This is a genomic window from Thioclava sp. JM3 (genome assembly GCF_002213185.1).
GTDB lineage: Bacteria > Pseudomonadota > Alphaproteobacteria > Rhodobacterales > Rhodobacteraceae > Thioclava > Thioclava nitratireducens.
The window spans coordinates 213454-232128 of record NZ_NBOB01000003.1; the positions used below are offsets into that span (position 1 = coordinate 213454).

The window sequence follows — 18675 nt, forward strand, 5'->3', positions numbered from 1 at the left end:
ATGCGAACAGGAAAGCCCGAAGTATGCAAACGGGATGGAAGATGCTGGGGGAGTCGGAGGCCGAGCCTCGCGAAGTCACCGGCACCGTTAAATGGTTTGACCCAGTCAAAGGGTTCGGCTTCATCGTCGATGGCGAAGGGGGGCCGGATATCCTTCTACACGCGAATGTGCTTCGCAATTTCGGCCAGGGCTCGATTGCTGACCGCGCACGGATTCGTGTCCAGATGCAGCTGACCCCGCGCGGCGCGCAGGCGGTCGAGGTCTTGGAGATTTTACCCCCGGAAGGCGAGCCCGTCGCGCCGATCGAAGATTTGGGTGACAACAGTTTCGACGATATCGCGGCCCTGCCGCTGGAACCGGCGCGGGTGAAGTGGTTTGAAAAGGCCAAGGGATTCGGCTTTGCCAACATCTTCGAAAACGAAGAGGATATTTTCATTCACATGGAAGTTCTGCGTCGGTCGGGCTTCGCCGATCTCAGCCCCGGCGAAGCGGTGTGCCTGCGGGTGATCGAAGGCAAGAGGGGGCGGATGGCGGCACAGGTGCTCGCATGGGATGCTGGTTTGAAATCCGGGCGCTGAGCGCCGCCCTTCTTCTGAGTTTGGCGCCGGGCATCGCCGCGGCGGACGGAGCGCAATGCCGCAACGATGTCGCGATTCTGCGCACGGATGGCCAGTTGGTGAATTTCACCATCGAGATTGCCGATGACAGTGCAGAGCGTGCGCAGGGCCTGATGGGTCGGCGCGAGATGGACGCGGGGGCAGGAATGCTCTTCATCTATGACCGCCCGCGCGAGGTCGCCTTCTGGATGCACGACACGCCGCTGCCGCTCGATATGGTTTTCATCGATCCGGCAGGGCGCGTGGTGAAGGTCGCGGCGAACACCACTCCCAATGACGACACGCCGATTCCCTCCGGCGCGCCGGTACGCTACGTGCTCGAGATCAATGCCGGGATGGCCGCGCGCTACGGGATCGCGCCGGGTGCGGAGCTTGCGCATCCCAGCGTCGATCCGGCACAAGCCGCATTTCCCTGCGAATGACCCTTTCCTTGTGCCGAACCTCTTTGTAAGGAGAGGGCGTCGGGGCGTAGCGCAGCCTGGTAGCGCGTCTGTTTTGGGTACAGAAGGTCGTGAGTTCGAATCTCGCCGCCCCGACCATCCCTCCAAATTGCCGATTCCGGCCCTGACTACATCTAGTGGCAGGCCTTGATTGTGGCACTAGCGACACGATCCGCGAATTTGCCCATTTTTTGCGCAAAGCCGGCGCGGCTATCCACAAGATATTGCGTGCTGTGGATTGAAATTCCCAGATGAGCCGCAAACGCGCGGGAATCCTCAATGAAATTTGGCCCTTATTGGTGCCGCAGCGCGGCGTCCTAGCGTTAACCAAATGTGGAGGAATCGTGCAGTCCGCTTCCCTTGGGGCCGGTCAACTGAAAAATGGACTGACTCAAGGTGAAAGTTTCGTTGACGGCTCGGTGCGCCTACGGCAGGTTGTGTGGTGTCGGAGGCCAACCCACCAGATGTAGTGGAGCCTAGGGCCAAGGGACAGATTTCGGACATTGCACCCCCGAATCCGGGGCGCGCAGCCCTCGCGGTGTCGACTGCGAGGTCCGGGCTTTCTGTTCTCTGCGGCTCCCGCCGACACCGGATTTGACTGACTGCAAACGGGGACAGGGCAATGAAGATCGAACGCAAGTTCACCACCGACGAAACCGGCGCCTACGGCGCGCTGGAGTTCACGACGACCGCATCCGAGATTCGCAATCCCGACGGCAAGGTGGTGTTCCGTAACGAGTCGGTCGAAGTGCCCAGCGGTTGGAGCCAGGTCGCCTCGGACGTTCTGGCGCAGAAATACTTCCGCAAGGCCGGCGTCCCGGCGGCGCTGAAGAAGGTCAAGGAAAAGGGCGTGCCGGAATTCCTGTGGCGCTCGGTTCCCGATGAAGAGGCGCTGGCCCAACTCCCCGAAGAGGCGCGCTTCACGGGCGAAAGCTCGGCCAAGCAAGTGTTCGACCGTCTCGCCGGTGCCTGGTGCTATTGGGGCTGGAAGGGCGGCTACTTCACCACGGAAGCTGATGCGCAGGCTTACTATGACGAGATGCGCTTCATGCTGGCCGAACAGATGGCCGCGCCGAACTCGCCGCAATGGTTCAACACCGGCCTGCACTGGGCCTACGGCATCGACGGTCCCGGTCAGGGCCACTTCTATGTCGATCACAAGACCGGCAAGCTCACCTCCTCGACCTCGGCCTACGAGCATCCGCAGCCCCATGCCTGCTTCATCCAGTCGGTCTCGGACGATCTGGTGAAAGAGGGCGGGATCATGGACCTCTGGGTCCGCGAGGCGCGCCTGTTCAAATACGGCTCGGGCACGGGCACCAACTTCTCGAGCCTGCGCGCCGAAGGCGAGAGCCTCTCGGGCGGTGGTAAATCCTCCGGCCTGATGGGCTTCCTCAAGATCGGCGACCGTGCGGCGGGCGCGATCAAGTCGGGCGGCACCACGCGCCGCGCCGCGAAGATGGTGATCTGCGACATGGATCACCCGGATATCGAGGAATTCGTCAACTGGAAGGTCATCGAAGAGCAGAAAGTGGCCTCGCTGGTCGCGGGCTCCAAACTGCATGAGCGCGAGCTGAACGGCATCTTCGCCGCGATCCGCGAATTCGACGGCTCCGACGAGACCTCGGTCGATCCGACTCAGAACGAGGCGCTGAAAGCCGCGATCAAATCCGCCAAGCGCGTGATGATCCCGGAGACCTACATCAACCGCGTGCTGCAATATGCACGGCAGGGCTACAGCTCGATCGAATTCCCGACCTACGACACCGATTGGGACTCGGAAGCCTATGTTTCGGTTTCGGGCCAGAACTCGAACAACTCGGTGCGCGTCACCAACGCCTTCCTGAAAGCGGTGAAGGACGATGCCGATTGGGAACTGATCCGCCGCACCGACGGCAAGGTCGCGAAGACCGTGAAGGCGCGCGAGCTGTGGGAGCAGGTTGGCCACGCCGCATGGGCCTGCGCCGATCCGGGCATCCAGTTCCACGACACCGTCAACGAATGGCACACCTGCCCCGAGGACGGCCCGATCCGCGGCTCGAACCCGTGCTCGGAATACATGTTCCTCGACGACACGGCCTGTAACCTTGCCTCGATGAACCTGCTGACCTTCTACAAGGACGGCAAGTTCGACGCGGAAAGCTACATGCACGCCACCCGCCTGTGGACCGTGACGCTGGAAATCTCGGTGCTGATGGCGCAGTTCCCCTCGAAGGAAATCGCGCAGCGCAGCTACGACTTCCGCACGCTGGGCCTCGGCTATGCCAATATCGGCGGCCTGCTGATGAACATGGGTCTGGGCTACGACTCGAAAGAGGGCCGGGCGCTGTGTGGCGCGCTGACCGCCGTGATGACCGGTGTCTCCTACGCCACTTCGGCCGAGATGGCGGGCGAGTTGGGCGCGTTCCCGGGCTACGAGAAGAACTCGAAGCATATGCTCCGCGTCATCCGCAACCACCGCAACGCCGCTTACGGCAAGACCGATGGCTACGAGAGCCTCGAGATCAAGCCGGTCGCGCTCGATCACAAGGGCTGCCCCGATCAGGAACTGATCGCGCTGGCCAAACAATCCTGGGACGAGGCGCTGGCCCTGGGCGAGCAGCACGGCTACCGCAACGCGCAGGTGTCGGTGATCGCGCCAACCGGGACGATCGGTCTGGTAATGGATTGCGACACCACCGGGATCGAGCCGGACTTCGCGCTGGTGAAATTCAAGAAGCTTGCAGGCGGCGGCTACTTCAAGATCATCAACCGCTCGGTGCCGGGCGCGCTCGAAACGCTGGGCTATAGCTCGGCGCAGATCGAAGAGATCATCGCCTATGCCGTGGGCCACGCCAGCCTTGGCAACTGCCCCGACATCAACACCACCGCGCTGATCGGCCACGGTTTCGGCCCGCGCGAGATCGAGAAGGTCGAGGCCGCGCTGCCGACCGCCTTCGATATCCGCTTCGTCTTCAACCAGTGGACGCTGGGCGAGGAGTTCTGCACCCAGACGCTGGGCATCCCGGCCGAGAAGCTGAACGACCCGACCTTCGACATGCTGCGTCACCTCGGCTTCACCAAGAAGCAGATCGACGCCGCGAACGACCATGTCTGCGGGACGATGACGCTGGAAGGCGCGCCGCACCTGAAGGACGAGCACCTGAGCGTGTTCGACTGCGCCAATCCCTGCGGCAAGAAGGGCAAGCGCTACCTCAGCGTCGAGAGCCACATCCACATGATGGCTGCCGCGCAGAGCTTCATCTCGGGCGCGATCTCGAAGACGATCAACATGGCGAACCACGCCTCGATCGAAGACGTGAAAGCGGCTTACGAGCTCAGCTGGTCGCTCGGTATCAAGGCTAACGCGCTCTACCGTGACGGGTCGAAACTGTCGCAGCCGCTGGCCGCCGCGCTGGTCGAGGATGACGAGGAGGCCGAGGAAATCCTCGCCACCGGCTCGACCCAGGAAAAGGCCGCCGTGCTCGCCGAGAAGATCGTCGAGAAGGTGCTGGTCAAGGAGATCGTCCGCAGCCACCGCGAGAAGCTTCCGGAACGTCGCAAGGGCTACACCCAGAAGGCGGTCGTGGGCGGTCACAAGGTCTATCTGCGCACCGGCGAATACCATGACGGCACGCTGGGCGAGATCTTCATCGACATGCACAAGGAAGGCGCTGGCTTCCGGGCGATGATGAACAACTTCGCGATCGCCGTGTCGGTGGGCCTGCAATACGGCGTGCCGCTGGAGGAGTTCGTGGACGCCTTCACCTTCACCAAGTTCGAACCGGCCGGGATGGTGCAGGGCAACGACTCGATCAAGAACGCGACCTCGATCCTCGACTACGTGTTCCGCGAACTGGCCGTGTCCTATCTCGACCGCACCGACCTTGCGCATATCAAGCCGCAGGGCACCAGCTTCGACGATCTGGGCGGTGGCGAGAACGAGGGCAAGCGCGCCGACGGCAATGTCGAGCCGATGTCCGAGAACGCTTCGAAGTCGCTCGAAGTGCTGCGCCAGATTTCCTCGACCGGCTATCTGCGCAAGCGCCTGCCGCAAGAGCTGATGGCTCTGCAGGGCGGCGTGGAAGTGGTGACCTCGCAGATGCCCGCGCAAAGCGCGCAGGCCCGTGCCTCCAGCTCCACCGCGGTCTCCTCGGGCTCGGTCCAGATGGATGCCCGCGCCAAGGCGAAGATGCAGGGCTACGAGGGCGAAGCTTGCGGAGATTGCGGCAACTACACGCTGGTGCGCAACGGCACCTGCATGAAGTGCAACACCTGCGGGGCGACCAGCGGTTGCTCTTGAGGGACAGGGGTCTCGGTCTGGCGGCCGGGGCCCCGACGACGACGGCGCGGTCCGGTCTGTCCGGGCCGAGGGAAGACGGGCGCGGCCCGAGGGACAGAAACGACCGCCAAAGGCGGCAAGGAGCGGAAATTGGACCTGATCGTCGGCAATAAGCGGGTGACCCCCAAAACGACGCGCCGCATCCCCGGTGGCATCGAGGCCGAGCTGGTGGGCGAGGGGCTGACCTCGCTGATCGACGCGACTTTCACGGGCACCGAGATCGCCTGCCTCGGCGGCGACCTCGATCACCACGCGCTTGACGTGACCGATATCCGGATGGGCGGCGGTGCGACCACCGTCACCCTGATGACCGCGCGCGAGATGGCGCTGCACTGAGCGCCGCCGTGCGCAACAACGAGATCCGGGGCGGGTGCGCTCGTCCCAGACGCCGAGAAGGCCCAGGCGAGACTAAAAACAGCTCGGGCGGTAAACTAATGAGCCTGATCGGCGAAACTGGCCCTCTCCGCCCCCCGGAGAGGGCCTCTTTCCGTTCGGGGTGAAACTGGAAGGTGCGGCCGCGCTCTGGCCATTTTCGCCATCCCGCGTCACGATGTCCGGTGTGGCCCGAGGCGGCCGAGGAATGAAACCCGCAACCGGAAGGACCGCAGATGACCGCATCCGGACCGACAGTCTCCTTCACCCAGATGAAAGACGGCACCCGCGAAGATTACGAACTGCTCGAAGAACTGGAGAAGCCCTTCCTTGCAGGAACGGCGGATCGGTTGTTGCGCGAACTCGCCGCGCAGGCGGAGGAGACGCTGTCGGGCTACCAGATCACGCGGCTCGAACACGGGCTGCAGGCGGCGACCCGGGCGCGGCGGGACGGGGCGGATCTTGACTGGATCGTGGCGGCACTGCTGCACGACATCGGCGACCGGCTCGCGCCCCAGAACCACGACCGGATGGCGGCGGAAATTCTGCGGCCCTATGTCCGCGAGGAGGTCTCGTGGGTGGTCGAACATCACGGCATTTTCCAGATCGCCTATTACGGCCATCACTACGGTTGGGACCCGGAGGAGCGCCAGAAATTCAAGGACCACCCCTGTTATCGCAGCTGCGAGCAATTCTGCGAGCGCTGGGATCAGTCGAGCTTCGATCCGGCCTATCCGATGGACCCGCTGGAGAGCTTCGTCGAGGACGTCCGCGAGGTGTTTTCCCGCAAGGCCTATGCGCCAGAGGTCCTGCGCGCTGGCGAGGTTCACGGCTTGCCCGATCCAGCCTGAGCGGGCCGGAGCCGCACAGATCGCTTCCCGCTTATTGTCGCAGGAGAAAGATTTTTCTGGCGATAACAGGCGCGCGAGACTAAGGGCATGACCCATGAGCGATACCTTGCCCCCGTGCCCCGAATGCAACTCGTCCTTCACCTACGAGATGGACGCCCTGCTGATCTGTCCCGAATGCGGCCATGAATGGTCGGCCTCGGGTGACGCGGATGCGCCCGCGGAGGTGCGCGACGCGGTGGGCAACGTGCTGAACGACGGCGACACGGTGACAGTGATCAAGGACCTCAAGGTGAAGGGCTCCTCCTCGGTGGTGAAGGTCGGCACCAAGGTGCGCGGCATCCGCCTCGTCGACAGCGATCACGATATCGACTGCAAGGTGCCCGGCATCGGCCAGATGGGGCTGAAGTCCCAATTCGTGAAAAAAGTTTCCGAGTAAGCCTCCTCATTGTCGCGTCGCGACCCAGGTGCCGCTGCACCCGTCGACGTTTTGATAATCCCCCACGAGGCGCCCTTTGACCAGCTGCCCCTTGAGTGAGCCGACAGAGCGCGTTCGGAAGTAGAAATTCCCGACGATCCGGTCGGCTCCGACGACTTGCCCGGTTACCCTGTAGGAAGCTCCGTAGGTGTTGGTGGCCTGGCCCGAAACCCGGCCGTCCCGGATGAATATCCCGCCGTAGCCCGGCGTGCAGGGCCGATCCATCACACGCATGCTCTGAGGGGTGTACCTACCGACCCAGTGCCCGTCGAGCGGGCTTGGCCGTCCGTCGGGTGGCTCTGGAACGCAGGCTGCGAGCGCGCTCAGGGTCACGCCCGCCAGGGCCGCGGTGGCGGCCCTGCGTGTGAGTGTCGTCCTCTTGGTCATTGGATTGTCCCTCCGGTTCGCGCCCGCGCTCACTCGATCCCGACGATCATCGTGAAGGGGGCAGGGGCGTCGCCGATATTGTACACCGTGATCCGGTTTTCGCCGTTGAGCCAGAGCTGTCCGCGATAGTCGCGCCTACCGCCGCGGCTCTCGTAGAGAAGCTGGCCGTCCGGGGTGAAGATGTTGAAATGCACCGCAGGCGAGCCTGTCTGGAGCTGCGCCGTGAGGAACTGCTTGGCCCGCGCGCCGAGCCGGTAGTTGACCGCAGCGCCGGGGGCGAGGGTTGATCTCAGCACCGCGCCGCTCGTGCCGGGGGCGAACTGGACCTGCTGATCGCGGGTCTCGGGTTCGGCCACGCGCGGTGGCGGGGCAGAGCCTTCTCGCAGATAGCGTCCTGCGACCCAGCCGGTCAGATAGCCCTCGGTGGCCGCGACCTGGCACCAGCGCTGACCCTCGGCCATTCGGCAGCCCATGTTGCGCAGGATCGCCCCCTCGGGGAACCGGCCGAGGATCGTAGCCCCGGTCGAGGGCCTCGCGCGCAGGTTCAGCGGATCGTTGATATCGCCGGTCTGGACCTGCCAGAAATCCGGCCCGCCCTGCAGCCCGTCGGCATAATCGCCCTGCACGATCGCGCCGGTCTCGCCGGTGATCCCGATCCGGATGTCGAAATTCGCAACCTCGTCGCGCCGCGCCGCCGAGCGCATCATGTAGACCGAGATCTTGTATGTCCCCGAGCTGGGCAGCGTGCCGGTGTAGTGGTTCAGCTCGGGCGTGAACTGGCTGTTGATGATCGCCTGATCGCCGGGCCCGCTCCCGGGACCGTAGAGGTTGAAATACGTGGCGGTGTGGTTCGTGGACAGCTTGATATCGATCGTCTGACCGGCCTCGGCGCCGATCGTGTAGATCACGCTGTCATAGCCCTTGATGCGATCGCTCAGAACCGCGTTATCCGCTCCGGCTGAGAAATACACCGGAACCTCGCGCATCTCCTCCGCGAGGGCAGGCGTTGCGAGTGAGAGCGCCGCGACGAAGACATAACCCAGAAACCGGTTCATACCGATCCTCCCTCTTTGGTTTATGGCGCGCGTCATCGGAGAGTGTAGCACGAAAATCGTACAGAGGCGCGGCGTCAGGCAGTGCTGGTGAGCGGGCGTCCGAAATAGGCCCGCAGATGGGGTAGGGCGGCAAGTTGCGCCGCGATCAGGAGCAGCGCGATCGGCCAGATCAGCAGCGTGCCGGGCGCGGCAAGTGTAATCAGCGGGATCGCGACCAGCACGAGTGCGGTCGTCAGCGCAGCGCGGCCAACCTGTGGCAGCGCCATGACCCGCGACAGCCGCCAGAGCGCCACGCCGAGACCGATCGCCTCGCCCGTGACCCCGAGCCAGATCACCGGCACGATCGAGCCGGTCTGGGCAAGCGCCCAATAGCTCAGCGGGAGAACCGCGATCCGGGGCAGGTTCCCCCAAAAGCCGTTATCGGTCTGCCCCGCCGAGAGCGCGACCGTGCTCGGCCCGTTCTTGATCGCGCGGAGCGCGTTCATAAGCGCGAAGGGGATCAGGAGCGGCAGGAGGCTTGCATATTTCGTCCCCAGAAGGGCGGTGACGACGAACGGTCCGATCAGGACCGTGCCCAGCAGGAGGGTCGATCCGGTGAGGAACATCCCCTCGAATGTCGCCCCGGCAAGCTGGCGATGCGCGGAGGCGTCCGCACGGCCATGTGCGGCCGAGAGTTTCGGTAAAAAGAGGTTCTGCACCGACTTCGCGCCGATCAGCGTGGGCGTCAGCGTCAGCGTCATGCCCATCGCGAAGACCGCCAGCGCCTCCATTCCTGCCAGACGCCCGACGATGATCTTGTCGCCCTGAAAGACGAGATACATCAGGGCCGCATTGGCCAGAAGCGGCGCGCCGAAACGCAGGTTCGCGCGCATCTCGGCGCGGTCGAGGCGCAGGCGGTAGCGGCGCTCGGCCATCAGGTGCGAGACCAGAACCCCGAGGGCCGCGTGCAGCAGGATCGCCCAAAGCGCCACCTGCCAGTCGTCGAAGGGACGCGAGAGCGGCCAGATCGCGATCAGCGCGGCCAGTGCGGGCAGGGCGCCTGTCAGCAGCATCGGGCGATAGTGGCCCCAGCGCTGGGCGCGGTGGATGTCGAAATGCTGCGCCGCCGTCAGGAGCGGTACCAGCGCGAGCCAGCGATAGGCAGAGGCGGCCTCCGGGATCGCGAGGAAGTCGGCGATCGGCCCCGCCAGCACGAACAGCGCCGCCGCCGCGATCACGCCGCGCAGCAGTTGAAAACCTTGCAGTGCGGCCTGAAACGCCGGGTCGTCGCCGCGCTTCGACTGCACGATCTGCTGCTGCAGCCCCAGCGTCGAGCCCATCTCGATCACCGCCATCACCATCGCGAAGGTCGCGGCCACGCCGTAATCGGCGACCGGGATCAGTCGCGCGATCACGAGGTTGCGCGCGAGCATCAGCGCCGAGGTGGCGGCGTTCCCGCTGAGGATGAGGATCGCGGTGCGAAGCATGTACTGTCCGATATGGGGCGGGGTTTGGCCGCCCGCGCATGTTTTGCGCCCATAATCCCGCCCCGGCTACCGCTTGGTCAAGCGCGGCATTACGGCTGTGGCCTGACGGCCACGTCAACCGAGGTCTCCGGCGGTATGCCGCCTTGCCAGATTCCCGGCTTTGCTGTTCAACTTCGTGAAAAAGCAGAGCGGCCGAGCATGAACCATCACAGCCATTTTCCGACACCATCGAGCGATGCGCTCTCGCAAGTCGCGGCGGGTGATCTCTGTGCAGGCTGCGGGCTTTGCGCGGCGGTCGCGCCTGACGAGATCGCCATGGCTCCGGATACGCGCGGCTTCCTGCGCCCGCTGCAAAGCGCCGAGATTTCCGCCCGCGCCGAGGCCGCCATCGCCGCCTGTTGCCCCGGCTTGGGCCAGAGCGCGCAGCGCGTCGCGCCCGGAGAGGAGCCGCTTTGGGGGCGGTTCATGGAGATGAAGAGCGGCCATGCCACCGACCCGGACCTGCGCCATGCAGGGGCCTCGGGCGGGGCGCTCTCGGCGCTGGCGCTGCATCTGCTGCAATCGGGTCGTGTCGATGCCATCGCCCAGATCGAACCCGACCCCGAGAAGCCGATCGGAAACCGGATGCGGCTGAGTACCACGCGGGACGAGGTTCTGGGGGCGGCGGGTTCGCGTTATGCGCCCTCGGCCCCACTGGCCGATCTGTCGTCGCTGATCGCGGATGGACGGCGCTTCGCGGTGATCGGGAAGCCTTGCGATGCGGTCGCACTGCGGGCGCTTGTGGCGCGCGATCCGAAACTCGCGCGGACTTTCCCGGTGATCCTGTCCTTCTTCTGCGCGGGCGTTCCCAGCGCGGAGGGCGCGCGGGAGTTGCTGGCGGAGATGGGCGCGCCCGAGGATCAACTGACAGGCCTGCGCTATCGCGGCAATGGCTGGCCGGGCAAGACGGTGGCCACGCTGCATGATGGCGCCACCCGCGAGACGAGCTATCACGCGGCCTGGGGCGGGGTGCTCTCGCGCCATGTCCAGCATCGCTGCAAGATTTGCGCCGATGGCACCGGGGTTGCCGCCGATCTGGTCTGCGCCGATGCGTGGGAAGCCGATGACGAAGGCTATCCGCTGTTCGAGGAGGCGCCGGGGCGCAGCCTGATCGTGGCGCGCACGCGGCTCGGCGCGGACATTCTGAGGGAGGCCGAGGCGGCAGAGGCGGTCGAGACCGCGCCGTTCGATGTGGCGGACCTCGCCGCGATCCAACCCGGTCAGCGCGAACGCCGCCGCGCCCTTTTCGCGCGTCTCGCCGCGCTCAAACTGATGGCCCGTCCGATCCCGCGCTATGAGGGGATGAACCTGCGCGCCTGTGCATTGCAGAACCCGGTCACGCGGAACCTGCGCAACTTCGCAGGCACGATGCGCCGCGTCTGGCGAGGACGGATATGAGCCGCACGCTGCGCGTCTGCCTGATCTTCCACTCGACGCGCTCGGACAATCTGGGTGTCGGCGCGCTGACCGTGTCGGAGATCGCCCTGCTGCGCGATCTGGCCACGAAAGCGGGGCGCGAGATCGCGATTACCGTGCTCGACTGGAAGGACCGGCGCGCGCCCTATGTCGCGGGCGATGACCTGCGGCTGATCGAGGTGGATGGCGCGTTTCTGAAATCTCCCAAAGGGTTGTGGGCCGAAGTTAAGGCCGCCGATCTGGTGATCGACATTGGCGGCGGCGACAGTTTCGCGGACATCTACGGCACCTCGCGGCTGGTGAAGATGTTCTGGATGAAGTTCGCCACCCATCTCGCGAGCACGCCTCTGGTGGTCGCGCCGCAGACGGTCGGGCCGTTCACCAAGGGCTGGTCGAAGCGGCTGGCGCGGATGAGCCTCAACCGTTCGGCTCTGGTGGCGGTGCGCGACGAACGCTCGCGCGCGGCGCTGGACGATCTGGGCTATCGCGGCGCGCCGGTTCTGGCCTCCGATCTGGCGCTGCGGCTGCCTTTTGATCCGCCCGCGCCGCGTGATGGTGGGCCGGTGCGCGTCGGTCTCAATGTCTCGGGGCTGTTGATGGCGGGGGGCTATCACGGGAGCAATGATTTCGGGATGGCGCTGGATTATCCCGCGCTGATCGCGCGCGCGATCGACTGGTTCAAGGGGCAGGGAGCGGAGGTCCATCTGGTCCCGCATGTGATCGTGCCCGAAGGCCCGATGGTGATCGAGGATGACCTGCGCGCCTGTGAGACGCTGGCGGACGAGCATGATGTGATCTGCGCGCCTGCCTTCGCAAGCCCCTCCGAGGCCAAGAGCTATATCGCCGGGCTCGATTTTTTCACCGGGGCGCGGATGCATGCCTGTATCGCGGCATTTTCGGCGGGCGTCGCGGTGGTGCCGCTCGCCTATAGCCGCAAGTTCGCGGGGCTTTTCGGCGCGCTTGGCTACGATCACACGGTCGATGCGACCACGGCGGATGCGGATACGGTGATGGCGGCGCTGGAGCGAGGGCTCGCCAATCGCGAGACGCTGGCCGCAGAGGCGCAATCGGCGCTGGCGCGGGGGATCGACCGGCTCGCCGCCTATGACGCGGCGCTGCTAAACCTGATGAAGGCGCTGTGATGGCCGAGGCCGCGATCATCATCCCGCATTACAATGACGTCTCGCGGCTGATGCGCTGCCTCGAGACGCTTGCGCCGCAGCTGGATGCGCGTTGCGAGCTGCTGGTGGTCGACAATGGCTCGACCGATGATCTTGGCCCCGTCCGCGCGGCCTATCCCGACCTTCGGATCGTCACCGAGACCAAAAAGGGCGCGGCAGAGGCCCGCAATCGCGGCGTGGCGGAGACGACGGCGGAGCGGCTGTTCTTCATCGACAGCGATTGCGTGGCCGATCCTGACTGGATCGCGACTGCCTTCGACGTGGCCGGGCAGGGCGATCTGGTCGGCGGTCATGTCTTCGTCTTCGACGAGACCCCGCCGCCGCGTTCCGGCGCGGAGGCGTTCGAGACCGTCTTCGCATTCGATTTCCGCCGCTATATCGAGGAAAAGGGGTTCTCCGGCACCGGCAACCTGCTGACCCGCCGCGATGTTTATGAGGCCACCGGCCCCTTCATCGTCGGGCTGTCGGAGGATCTGGACTGGTGCCACCGGGCGACCGCGAAGGGGTATTCTCTGGTTTATGCAGAAAGGCTGCGCGTGGGCCACCCGTCGCGGCAGGATTGGGCGGCGCTGTCGCGCAAATGGCGGCGCCTGACCGAGGAAGGCTTCGGCGTGAATGGTGCGAGCTTGCTCGCGCGGCTGCGTTGGGGCGCGAAGGCGCTGTTGATGCCGGTGTCGATACTCGCCCATCTGCCGAAGGTCCTGCGCCATCCCGAGCTGAACGGTGCGACCGAGCGTCGCCGCGCGGTGGGGACGCTCGCAAGGCTGCGGCTCGCGCGGATGGGCTGGATGCTGCGGCAGGCGATTTTCGGGCGGCTTTAGCGGCGCGAAGGCCACAAAGGCGACGTGAAAAGTTAAATCTGGGTTAAAGCGCTTGCTGCCTTGATCGCCCTCACGCTAGCGTGACGTCAAGACATCAGAGCCGCAAGAAGCGGCCCGGGACAGGCAGGCAGCGATGGAGCAGATCGCATTCACCACGAGGCATGCGGCCCGCGTCGGATGGCGTGGGCTTTTGGCCGTCGGATTTGTCATGCTCGGCGCATGGCCCGCAATGGCGCGCGATTGGCAGGTCTCGGATACGGAAGCACTCGCGCGGATCGGGGCGAAGCTGGAGCCGGGCGATACGGTCCTGATCGCGCCGGGCGACTATGACGCTCTCGAGCTGCGGGGTATGGCGGGGCGCGAGGATGCGCCGATCACCTTTCGCTCTGCCGATCCGGGCAACCCGGCGGTGATCGCGCGAATGGACCTGCAGGAGGTCAGTCATGTCGTGATCGAGGCGGTGATTTTCGACTATCGTTACGCAGAGGGCGACCGGTCCAACACGCGCCCGTTTCAGGTCTTTACCACGCGCAATCTGACAATCCGCAATGTGGTGTTCGACGGTGACCTCGCGCCGCCCGATCCCGAGTTGATCGAGCAGGGCCCGCTGCCGACTGCTTTCGGCCTCGCCGTGCGCGCCTCGACCGGGATCACGGTCGAGAGCTCCGAGTTCCGACGCTTCTATCGCGGCGCGATCTTCACCGATTGCACCGATCTGAATCTGGTCGGCAACGACATCCACGACATGCGGATGGACGGGCTGAACTTCGCCCAAATCGAGCGCGCCGAGATCGCGGGCAACCACATTCACGATTTCCGTCGCGCGGTCGCGTCCGGCGATCATGCCGACATGATCCAGTTCTGGACCGCAGGCACCGAACGCCCCAGCCGCGACATCGCGATCCGGGGCAATCTGCTCAATTCCGGGGAGGGCGGCTTCACCCAGTCGATCCTGATGCGCAACGAGCTGGTCGATCGCGGCAAGGCCGGGGCGGAGATGTTCTACCGCAACGTCGAGATCAGCGGGAACGTTATCATCAACGCCCACCTGCACGGGATCACTTTGGGGGAGGCGGATGGCGTGAAGATCGCCAACAACACGCTCATCCATGATGTCTATTCCGAGGGCGAGAAACGCGACCCGGTTCTCTGGATCCCGCAGATCCGCGTGGCGCGCGACGCCCGCGCCGTCGAGATCGCCCGCAATGTGGTGAGCGAGATCGCAGGGCCCGCGGGGCAGCCCGACTGGAGAGTACGGGACAACCTGCTGATCCAGGACATCACGCCGCAGCGGGCGGGCTATTACGACGATATTTTCGTCGCCGCGCGCACCGGTGCGCCGCGTGAGATCGCGAATTACGCCTATCTGCCGAGTGGTCCATTGGCCGGGAGCGGGATCGGTGCGCCGATGCTGGATATCCTCGGCGGTCCGGATGCGTTCCAGCCGGTCATGCGGTTTGCCCGCGGCGAGGGAGGCGGCACGACGCTGCAATTCGATGCGCGCGCGAGTGTGCTTCCCGAAGGCGTGGACCCCGCCGAGGTCGCCTATGAATGGCAGATCGACGGGCAGGCCAGTCTCGAAGGTTCGCAGGTGCCGGTGGGCTTCCGAATGCCGGGTCGGCACAAAGCGACCCTCTCGCTCACGCTGCCCGATGGGCGGAGCGCGCAGAGCACCGGCTACGTCATGGTCCGCGACGACCGTATCCTCAGCTACGATCCGCAACTGGGCCGGGTGATCTCGCATGCCGGGTCGCAGCCGAAAGTGCTCGACTCGATCCCGCTCAGCCCCGGCGCGTTGGAATTCGGGCTCGGCGGGGGCGCAGTGGTGATCCCGCGCGAGATGGTCGCCCCTCTCTTCGGAGCAGATCGCTTCTCGCTGCATATGAGCCTGCGAGCGATGGGCGATTACAAATCCGCGGGAGAGCTGTTGCGCCTGCATCAATCGCTGATCGTGCGGGTTACCGGGCGCGGTACCTTCGAGGTCGAGTTCTGGCCCGAGAGTGGGCAGCGGCTGTTCCTTCGCACCAAACGCGTGCCGATCTATGACGGAAAATGGCACGACATCACCTTCCGCTACGCCTCGGAGGATAGTCTTTTCGAGGTGCTGGCGGGCGAGGAGGTGATCGGCAAAGGCACCGTCTCGGGGCGGCTCAAGCCGATGGAATATTGGGGCCTTGCGCTGGGCAATCCCTTCGGCAAGGGCAGCTTCCACGGCGAGCTTGAAGCCCTTGATCTGACCGCGAGCCGCCCGGCGGTGAGCGGGGCGATGCGCTGATGCGCGCCGGGGCGCTCGGTGGCACCATGCCGGAGCATGCGCGCCCGACACGCCGTGCTGGTGGGCGAAACCGCATTGCCGAGACCGCCGCGCTCGCGACCGCGAAACTGCCGTGGCCGGTGCTGCTGTTCGTGCTGTCGATCCTGCTGCCCTTCAAGTTCAACCTCGGCCCGCTTGCGATCACCGGAAGCCGTCTCGTGCTGATGTTCTTCATCCTGCCCGCCTTCGCGCGGGTCTTCAGCGGGCGCGCGGGGCGGATATTGCCGGTGGACTGGCTGTTCCTGTTCCATGCGCTGTGGCTGTCGGTCGCGCTCGCGGTCAACAACCCGGATCGCGTCATTCAGCAAGCGGGCTCGGTGGGGCTCGAGGTGCTGGGAGGCTACCTGATCGGGCGCGCCTATATCCGCTCGCGCGAGGATTTCGCGGCGCTGGGCAAGGTGCTGATCTGGTCGGTGCTGATCCTGACGCCATTTTCGCTTTACGAGACCAAGACCGGCACGACCCTGATCCCGACGCTGATCGACAAGCTGCCGGGAATGAGCACGATCACCTACAACTTTCAGGAGCCGCGCTTGGGGCTGGAGCGTGTGCAGGGCCCCTTCGCCCATCCGATCCATTTCGGGCTCTATTGCTCGGTCGTCTTCGCCTTCGCCTTCGTGGCCTTCGACGGGATCAAATCGCTCGGGTGGCGGGTGGTGGCGAGCGGGATGATCCTGCTCAACGGCTTTCTTGCGCTGTCTTCGGGCGCGCTTCTGTCGCTGCTGCTGCAACTGGGGCTGATCGGCTGGTATATCACCTTCGTGCGGATCGAATGGCGCTGGTGGCTGCTGACGGGGCTCTTCGCTTTCGCCTATGTCACGGTTGACCTGCTGTCGAACCGCTCGCCGATCATGGTGTTTCTCAGCTACGCGACCTTCTCGGCCCATACCGCCTATTGGCGCACGATCATCTTCGAGTGGGGGTTGAAGAATGTCTGGGCCAACCCGGTCTTCGGGATCGGCCTGAACGACTGGGTGCGACCGTGGTACATGTATTCTGGCTCGATGGATAATTTTTGGCTGGTGATGGCGGTGCGCTATGGCATCCCCGGCTTCCTGCTGGTCACGAGCGGCTATGTCTGGGGGCTGTTCAAGGTGATGTTCCGGGATTTCAGCGGCGATACGCGGATGCAAAATTTCCGTCGCTCCTGGGTGTTCACCTTCGCGGGGATGACCTTCACGCTCTGCACCGTCTATGTCTGGGAGTCGATCTACGCCTTCACCTTCTTCCTGTTCGGCGCCGGCATGTGGATGCTGACCGAAGCGGTGAAAGAGCGGGCCGACGCCCCCGAGGACGCGGCGCGGCCTGAGGCGCGTGCCACCAGCTACACGCGGTTTGCACAGAGTCATCGGCGGGATTAACGGCCGATCTTTGCCCGCGCCTCCGGGCTGAGCGCGGCCAGAACCGGATCGGGCGGTGCCATTCCGAAGAAACCCCGCAACAGGGCCGCGGCTTCCGCTCCATGCCCCTGCGCCCGCAATTGCGCGGCTTTGGCAAGCGACCACGCCGCGCCGCCGATCAGCCCGGCGGGGAAATGGCGGCGCAGGAACATCGCCCGTGCGCGATGCTTGAAATATTGCGAGAACGGCGAGGCGACCGAGCCCATCCGCTGCGAGCCGATCGCCGTGCCCGCAACGTGATGAACGATTGCGCCTTCGCAATAGGAGATCGGCAGATTGCCCCGACGCAGCGCCCAGTCGACCTCCTCGTAATAGAGGAAATAATCTTCCGTCAGAGGCCCCGCGCGCTCGAGATGGGCGCGGGTGGCGACGAGGCTCGCGCCGGTGACGAAGTCGATGTGCTCCGGGTCCGGAGCAGGGCTGTCCGCGGGGGCAAACTGGTTCAGGTTATGGGTGATCCCGGTGCGCCGGTCGATCACTCCGCCGTCAATCTGGATCGTATCGGGCGCGTCACCATAGACCACCCGATGCGCGATCATCGCGGCGCCTCGCGGTCCGGGATCATGCGAGGCGAGGGCGGCAGGCGTCTCGGGCGGCACCACGCAATCGGGGTTGAGCAGCCAGAACCGGTCGAGCGCGGGATTGGCCGCGAGCCGCGCCAGCCCCAGATTGATGCCCGCCGCGAACCCGCCGTTGGCCCCCGCCTCGATCAGCGCGATGCCGTCCTGACCCGCCTCCGCGGCCCCCATCAGATCGGGGACGGCTGCACGGATCACCTCGACCGTGTCATCGGGCGAGGCATTGTCGACTACCACCACATGCAGCGCCACGCCGGTCGCCGCCCGCAGCGAGGCGATGCAAGCCGCGATCACGTCCGAGGACCGATAGGTGACGATGACGACACCCAGAGCAGGACCGGTGGCGGGATGCGGCTCGGCCATGTCGCTCGGGCTCAGGCCCCGCGCGACAGCGCCGCGACCCCGGTGCGGGCCACTTCGGCCAGACCCAGCGGGCGCATCAGATCGGCGAAAGCGTCGATCTTCTCGGGCGTGCCGGTGATCTCGAAGACAAAGCTCTCCAGCGTCGAGTCGACCACATTGGCGCGAAAGATCTCGGCCAGACGCAGCGCTTCGATACGCTTGTCGCCGGTGCCTGCGACCTTGATCAGCGCCAGTTCGCGCTCGACCGGATAGCCCTCGACGGTCAGGTCCTTCACTTCATGAACCGGCACGATGCGGCCCAGCTGTGCCTTGATCTGGTCGATCACGTTCTCGGTGCCGCGGGTGACGACGGTGATCCGGCTGCGATGGCCCTTATGGTCCACCTCGGCCACGGTCAGGCTGTCGATGTTGTAGCCGCGGCCCGAGAACAGCCCGATCACACGGGCCAGAACCCCGGCCTCGTTATCCACGATCACGGCGAGCGTATGGCTGCGCTCAATCTGATCGTGGCTGTCGCGCAGGTCGTAAGCGGAATGGCTCGAGGAGCCTTTCTTGATTTTCAGAGCGGCCATTGCCTCT

Annotated in this window: 15 protein-coding genes and 1 tRNA gene; 12 read left to right on the forward strand and 4 right to left on the reverse strand. The window is 65.1% G+C overall.

Translation table 11 applies throughout. The features are described 5' to 3' along the window. Positions 1–41: 41 nt before the first annotated feature. The 7 genes from B6V73_RS06970 (at position 42) to B6V73_RS07000 (ending at position 7037) form a co-directional block, all read left to right on the forward strand. The gene (locus B6V73_RS06970) at positions 42–578 is read left to right on the forward strand and encodes a cold shock domain-containing protein (protein ID WP_075775745.1); all 537 of its coding nucleotides are present in this window, start codon (positions 42–44) and stop codon (positions 576–578) included. After that, positions 548–1039, forward strand: coding sequence for a DUF192 domain-containing protein (locus B6V73_RS06975; protein ID WP_088724864.1), 492 nt, complete (start codon positions 548–550; stop codon positions 1037–1039). The genes B6V73_RS06970 and B6V73_RS06975 overlap by 31 nt, the downstream gene beginning before the upstream one ends. 40 nt (positions 1040–1079) lie before the next feature. Next, a tRNA-Pro gene (locus tag B6V73_RS06980) sits at positions 1080–1156 on the forward strand. A gap of 523 nt (positions 1157–1679) precedes the next feature. After that, positions 1680–5339, forward strand: coding sequence for a vitamin B12-dependent ribonucleotide reductase (locus B6V73_RS06985; protein WP_088724865.1), 3660 nt, complete (start codon positions 1680–1682; stop codon positions 5337–5339). Between the two features lie 129 nt (positions 5340–5468). Beyond that, a complete protein-coding gene (locus tag B6V73_RS06990; RefSeq protein ID WP_075775644.1) occupies positions 5469–5714 on the forward strand; it encodes a hypothetical protein in 246 nt (81 codons plus the stop codon). 272 nt (positions 5715–5986) lie between these two features. After that, entirely contained in the window at positions 5987–6601 is a 615-nt protein-coding gene (locus tag B6V73_RS06995; protein WP_240496976.1) for an HD domain-containing protein, read from the forward strand. A 94-nt stretch (positions 6602–6695) separates the two neighbouring features. Beyond that, a complete protein-coding gene (locus B6V73_RS07000) occupies positions 6696–7037 on the forward strand; it encodes a zinc ribbon domain-containing protein YjdM (protein ID WP_088724866.1) in 342 nt (113 codons plus the stop codon). Between the two features lie 455 nt (positions 7038–7492). Here B6V73_RS07000 and B6V73_RS07010 read toward each other — a convergent pair whose 3' ends face one another. Both B6V73_RS07010 and B6V73_RS07015 read right to left on the reverse strand, forming a co-directional pair. Continuing rightward, on the reverse strand, positions 7493–8518 hold the full coding sequence (locus B6V73_RS07010) for an SH3 domain-containing protein (RefSeq protein WP_168174873.1): 1026 nt from the start codon (positions 8516–8518) through the stop codon (positions 7493–7495). A gap of 74 nt (positions 8519–8592) precedes the next feature. Then, a complete protein-coding gene (locus B6V73_RS07015; RefSeq protein WP_088724869.1) occupies positions 8593–9984 on the reverse strand; it encodes an oligosaccharide flippase family protein in 1392 nt (463 codons plus the stop codon). Between the two features lie 198 nt (positions 9985–10182). Here B6V73_RS07015 and B6V73_RS07020 point away from each other — a divergent pair, with 198 nt between their 5' ends. The 5 genes from B6V73_RS07020 (at position 10183) to B6V73_RS07040 (ending at position 17116) form a co-directional block, all read left to right on the forward strand. Beyond that, a complete protein-coding gene (locus tag B6V73_RS07020) occupies positions 10183–11421 on the forward strand; it encodes a Coenzyme F420 hydrogenase/dehydrogenase, beta subunit C-terminal domain (RefSeq protein WP_088724870.1) in 1239 nt (412 codons plus the stop codon). Beyond that, positions 11418–12581, forward strand: a complete 1164-nt coding sequence (locus B6V73_RS07025) for a polysaccharide pyruvyl transferase family protein (RefSeq protein ID WP_088724871.1) — start codon at positions 11418–11420, stop codon at positions 12579–12581. The genes B6V73_RS07020 and B6V73_RS07025 overlap by 4 nt, the downstream gene beginning before the upstream one ends. Continuing rightward, positions 12581–13441: a glycosyltransferase family 2 protein gene (locus B6V73_RS07030; protein WP_088724872.1), complete on the forward strand. Its 861-nt coding sequence runs from the start codon at positions 12581–12583 to the stop codon at positions 13439–13441. Before B6V73_RS07025 ends, B6V73_RS07030 begins: the two co-directional genes overlap by 1 nt. Before the next feature lie 133 nt (positions 13442–13574). Further along, a complete protein-coding gene (locus tag B6V73_RS07035) occupies positions 13575–15716 on the forward strand; it encodes a right-handed parallel beta-helix repeat-containing protein (protein ID WP_088724873.1) in 2142 nt (713 codons plus the stop codon). After that, entirely contained in the window at positions 15716–17116 is a 1401-nt protein-coding gene (locus B6V73_RS07040; RefSeq protein WP_088724874.1) for an O-antigen ligase family protein, read from the forward strand. The genes B6V73_RS07035 and B6V73_RS07040 overlap by 1 nt, the downstream gene beginning before the upstream one ends. Here B6V73_RS07040 and B6V73_RS07045 read toward each other — a convergent pair. Both B6V73_RS07045 and ilvN read right to left on the reverse strand, forming a co-directional pair. After that, positions 17113–18096 carry a glycosyltransferase family 2 protein gene (locus B6V73_RS07045; RefSeq protein WP_088724875.1) on the reverse strand — a complete coding sequence of 328 codons (984 nt, stop codon included), beginning with the start codon at positions 18094–18096 and terminating at the stop codon, positions 17113–17115. The genes B6V73_RS07040 and B6V73_RS07045 overlap by 4 nt on opposite strands. An 11-nt stretch (positions 18097–18107) precedes the next feature. Continuing rightward, a complete protein-coding gene (gene ilvN / locus B6V73_RS07050; RefSeq protein WP_075775634.1) occupies positions 18108–18668 on the reverse strand; it encodes an acetolactate synthase small subunit in 561 nt (186 codons plus the stop codon). Positions 18669–18675: the final 7 nt, after the last annotated feature.

Bases quoted from the DNA above. Each gene is read 5' to 3' on its own strand.
- B6V73_RS07030 (WP_088724872.1), top strand. From the start codon at position 12,581: ATGGCCGAGGCCGCGATCATCATCCCGCATTACAATGACGTCTCGCGG.
- B6V73_RS07035 (WP_088724873.1), top strand. From the start codon at position 13,575: ATGGAGCAGATCGCATTCACCACGAGGCATGCGGCCCGCGTCGGATGG.
- B6V73_RS06985 (WP_088724865.1), top strand. From the start codon at position 1,680: ATGAAGATCGAACGCAAGTTCACCACCGACGAAACCGGCGCCTACGGC.
- B6V73_RS06995 (WP_240496976.1), top strand. From the start codon at position 5,987: ATGACCGCATCCGGACCGACAGTCTCCTTCACCCAGATGAAAGACGGC.
- B6V73_RS06970 (WP_075775745.1), top strand. From the start codon at position 42: ATGCTGGGGGAGTCGGAGGCCGAGCCTCGCGAAGTCACCGGCACCGTT.
- B6V73_RS07040 (WP_088724874.1), top strand. From the start codon at position 15,716: ATGCGCGCCGGGGCGCTCGGTGGCACCATGCCGGAGCATGCGCGCCCG.
- B6V73_RS07015 (WP_088724869.1), bottom strand. From the start codon at position 9,984: ATGCTTCGCACCGCGATCCTCATCCTCAGCGGGAACGCCGCCACCTCG.
- B6V73_RS06975 (WP_088724864.1), top strand. From the start codon at position 548: ATGGGATGCTGGTTTGAAATCCGGGCGCTGAGCGCCGCCCTTCTTCTG.
- ilvN (WP_075775634.1), bottom strand. From the start codon at position 18,668: ATGGCCGCTCTGAAAATCAAGAAAGGCTCCTCGAGCCATTCCGCTTAC.
- B6V73_RS07010 (WP_168174873.1), bottom strand. From the start codon at position 8,518: ATGAACCGGTTTCTGGGTTATGTCTTCGTCGCGGCGCTCTCACTCGCA.
- B6V73_RS07020 (WP_088724870.1), top strand. From the start codon at position 10,183: ATGAACCATCACAGCCATTTTCCGACACCATCGAGCGATGCGCTCTCG.
- B6V73_RS07045 (WP_088724875.1), bottom strand. From the start codon at position 18,096: ATGGCCGAGCCGCATCCCGCCACCGGTCCTGCTCTGGGTGTCGTCATC.
- B6V73_RS07000 (WP_088724866.1), top strand. From the start codon at position 6,696: ATGAGCGATACCTTGCCCCCGTGCCCCGAATGCAACTCGTCCTTCACC.
- B6V73_RS07025 (WP_088724871.1), top strand. From the start codon at position 11,418: ATGAGCCGCACGCTGCGCGTCTGCCTGATCTTCCACTCGACGCGCTCG.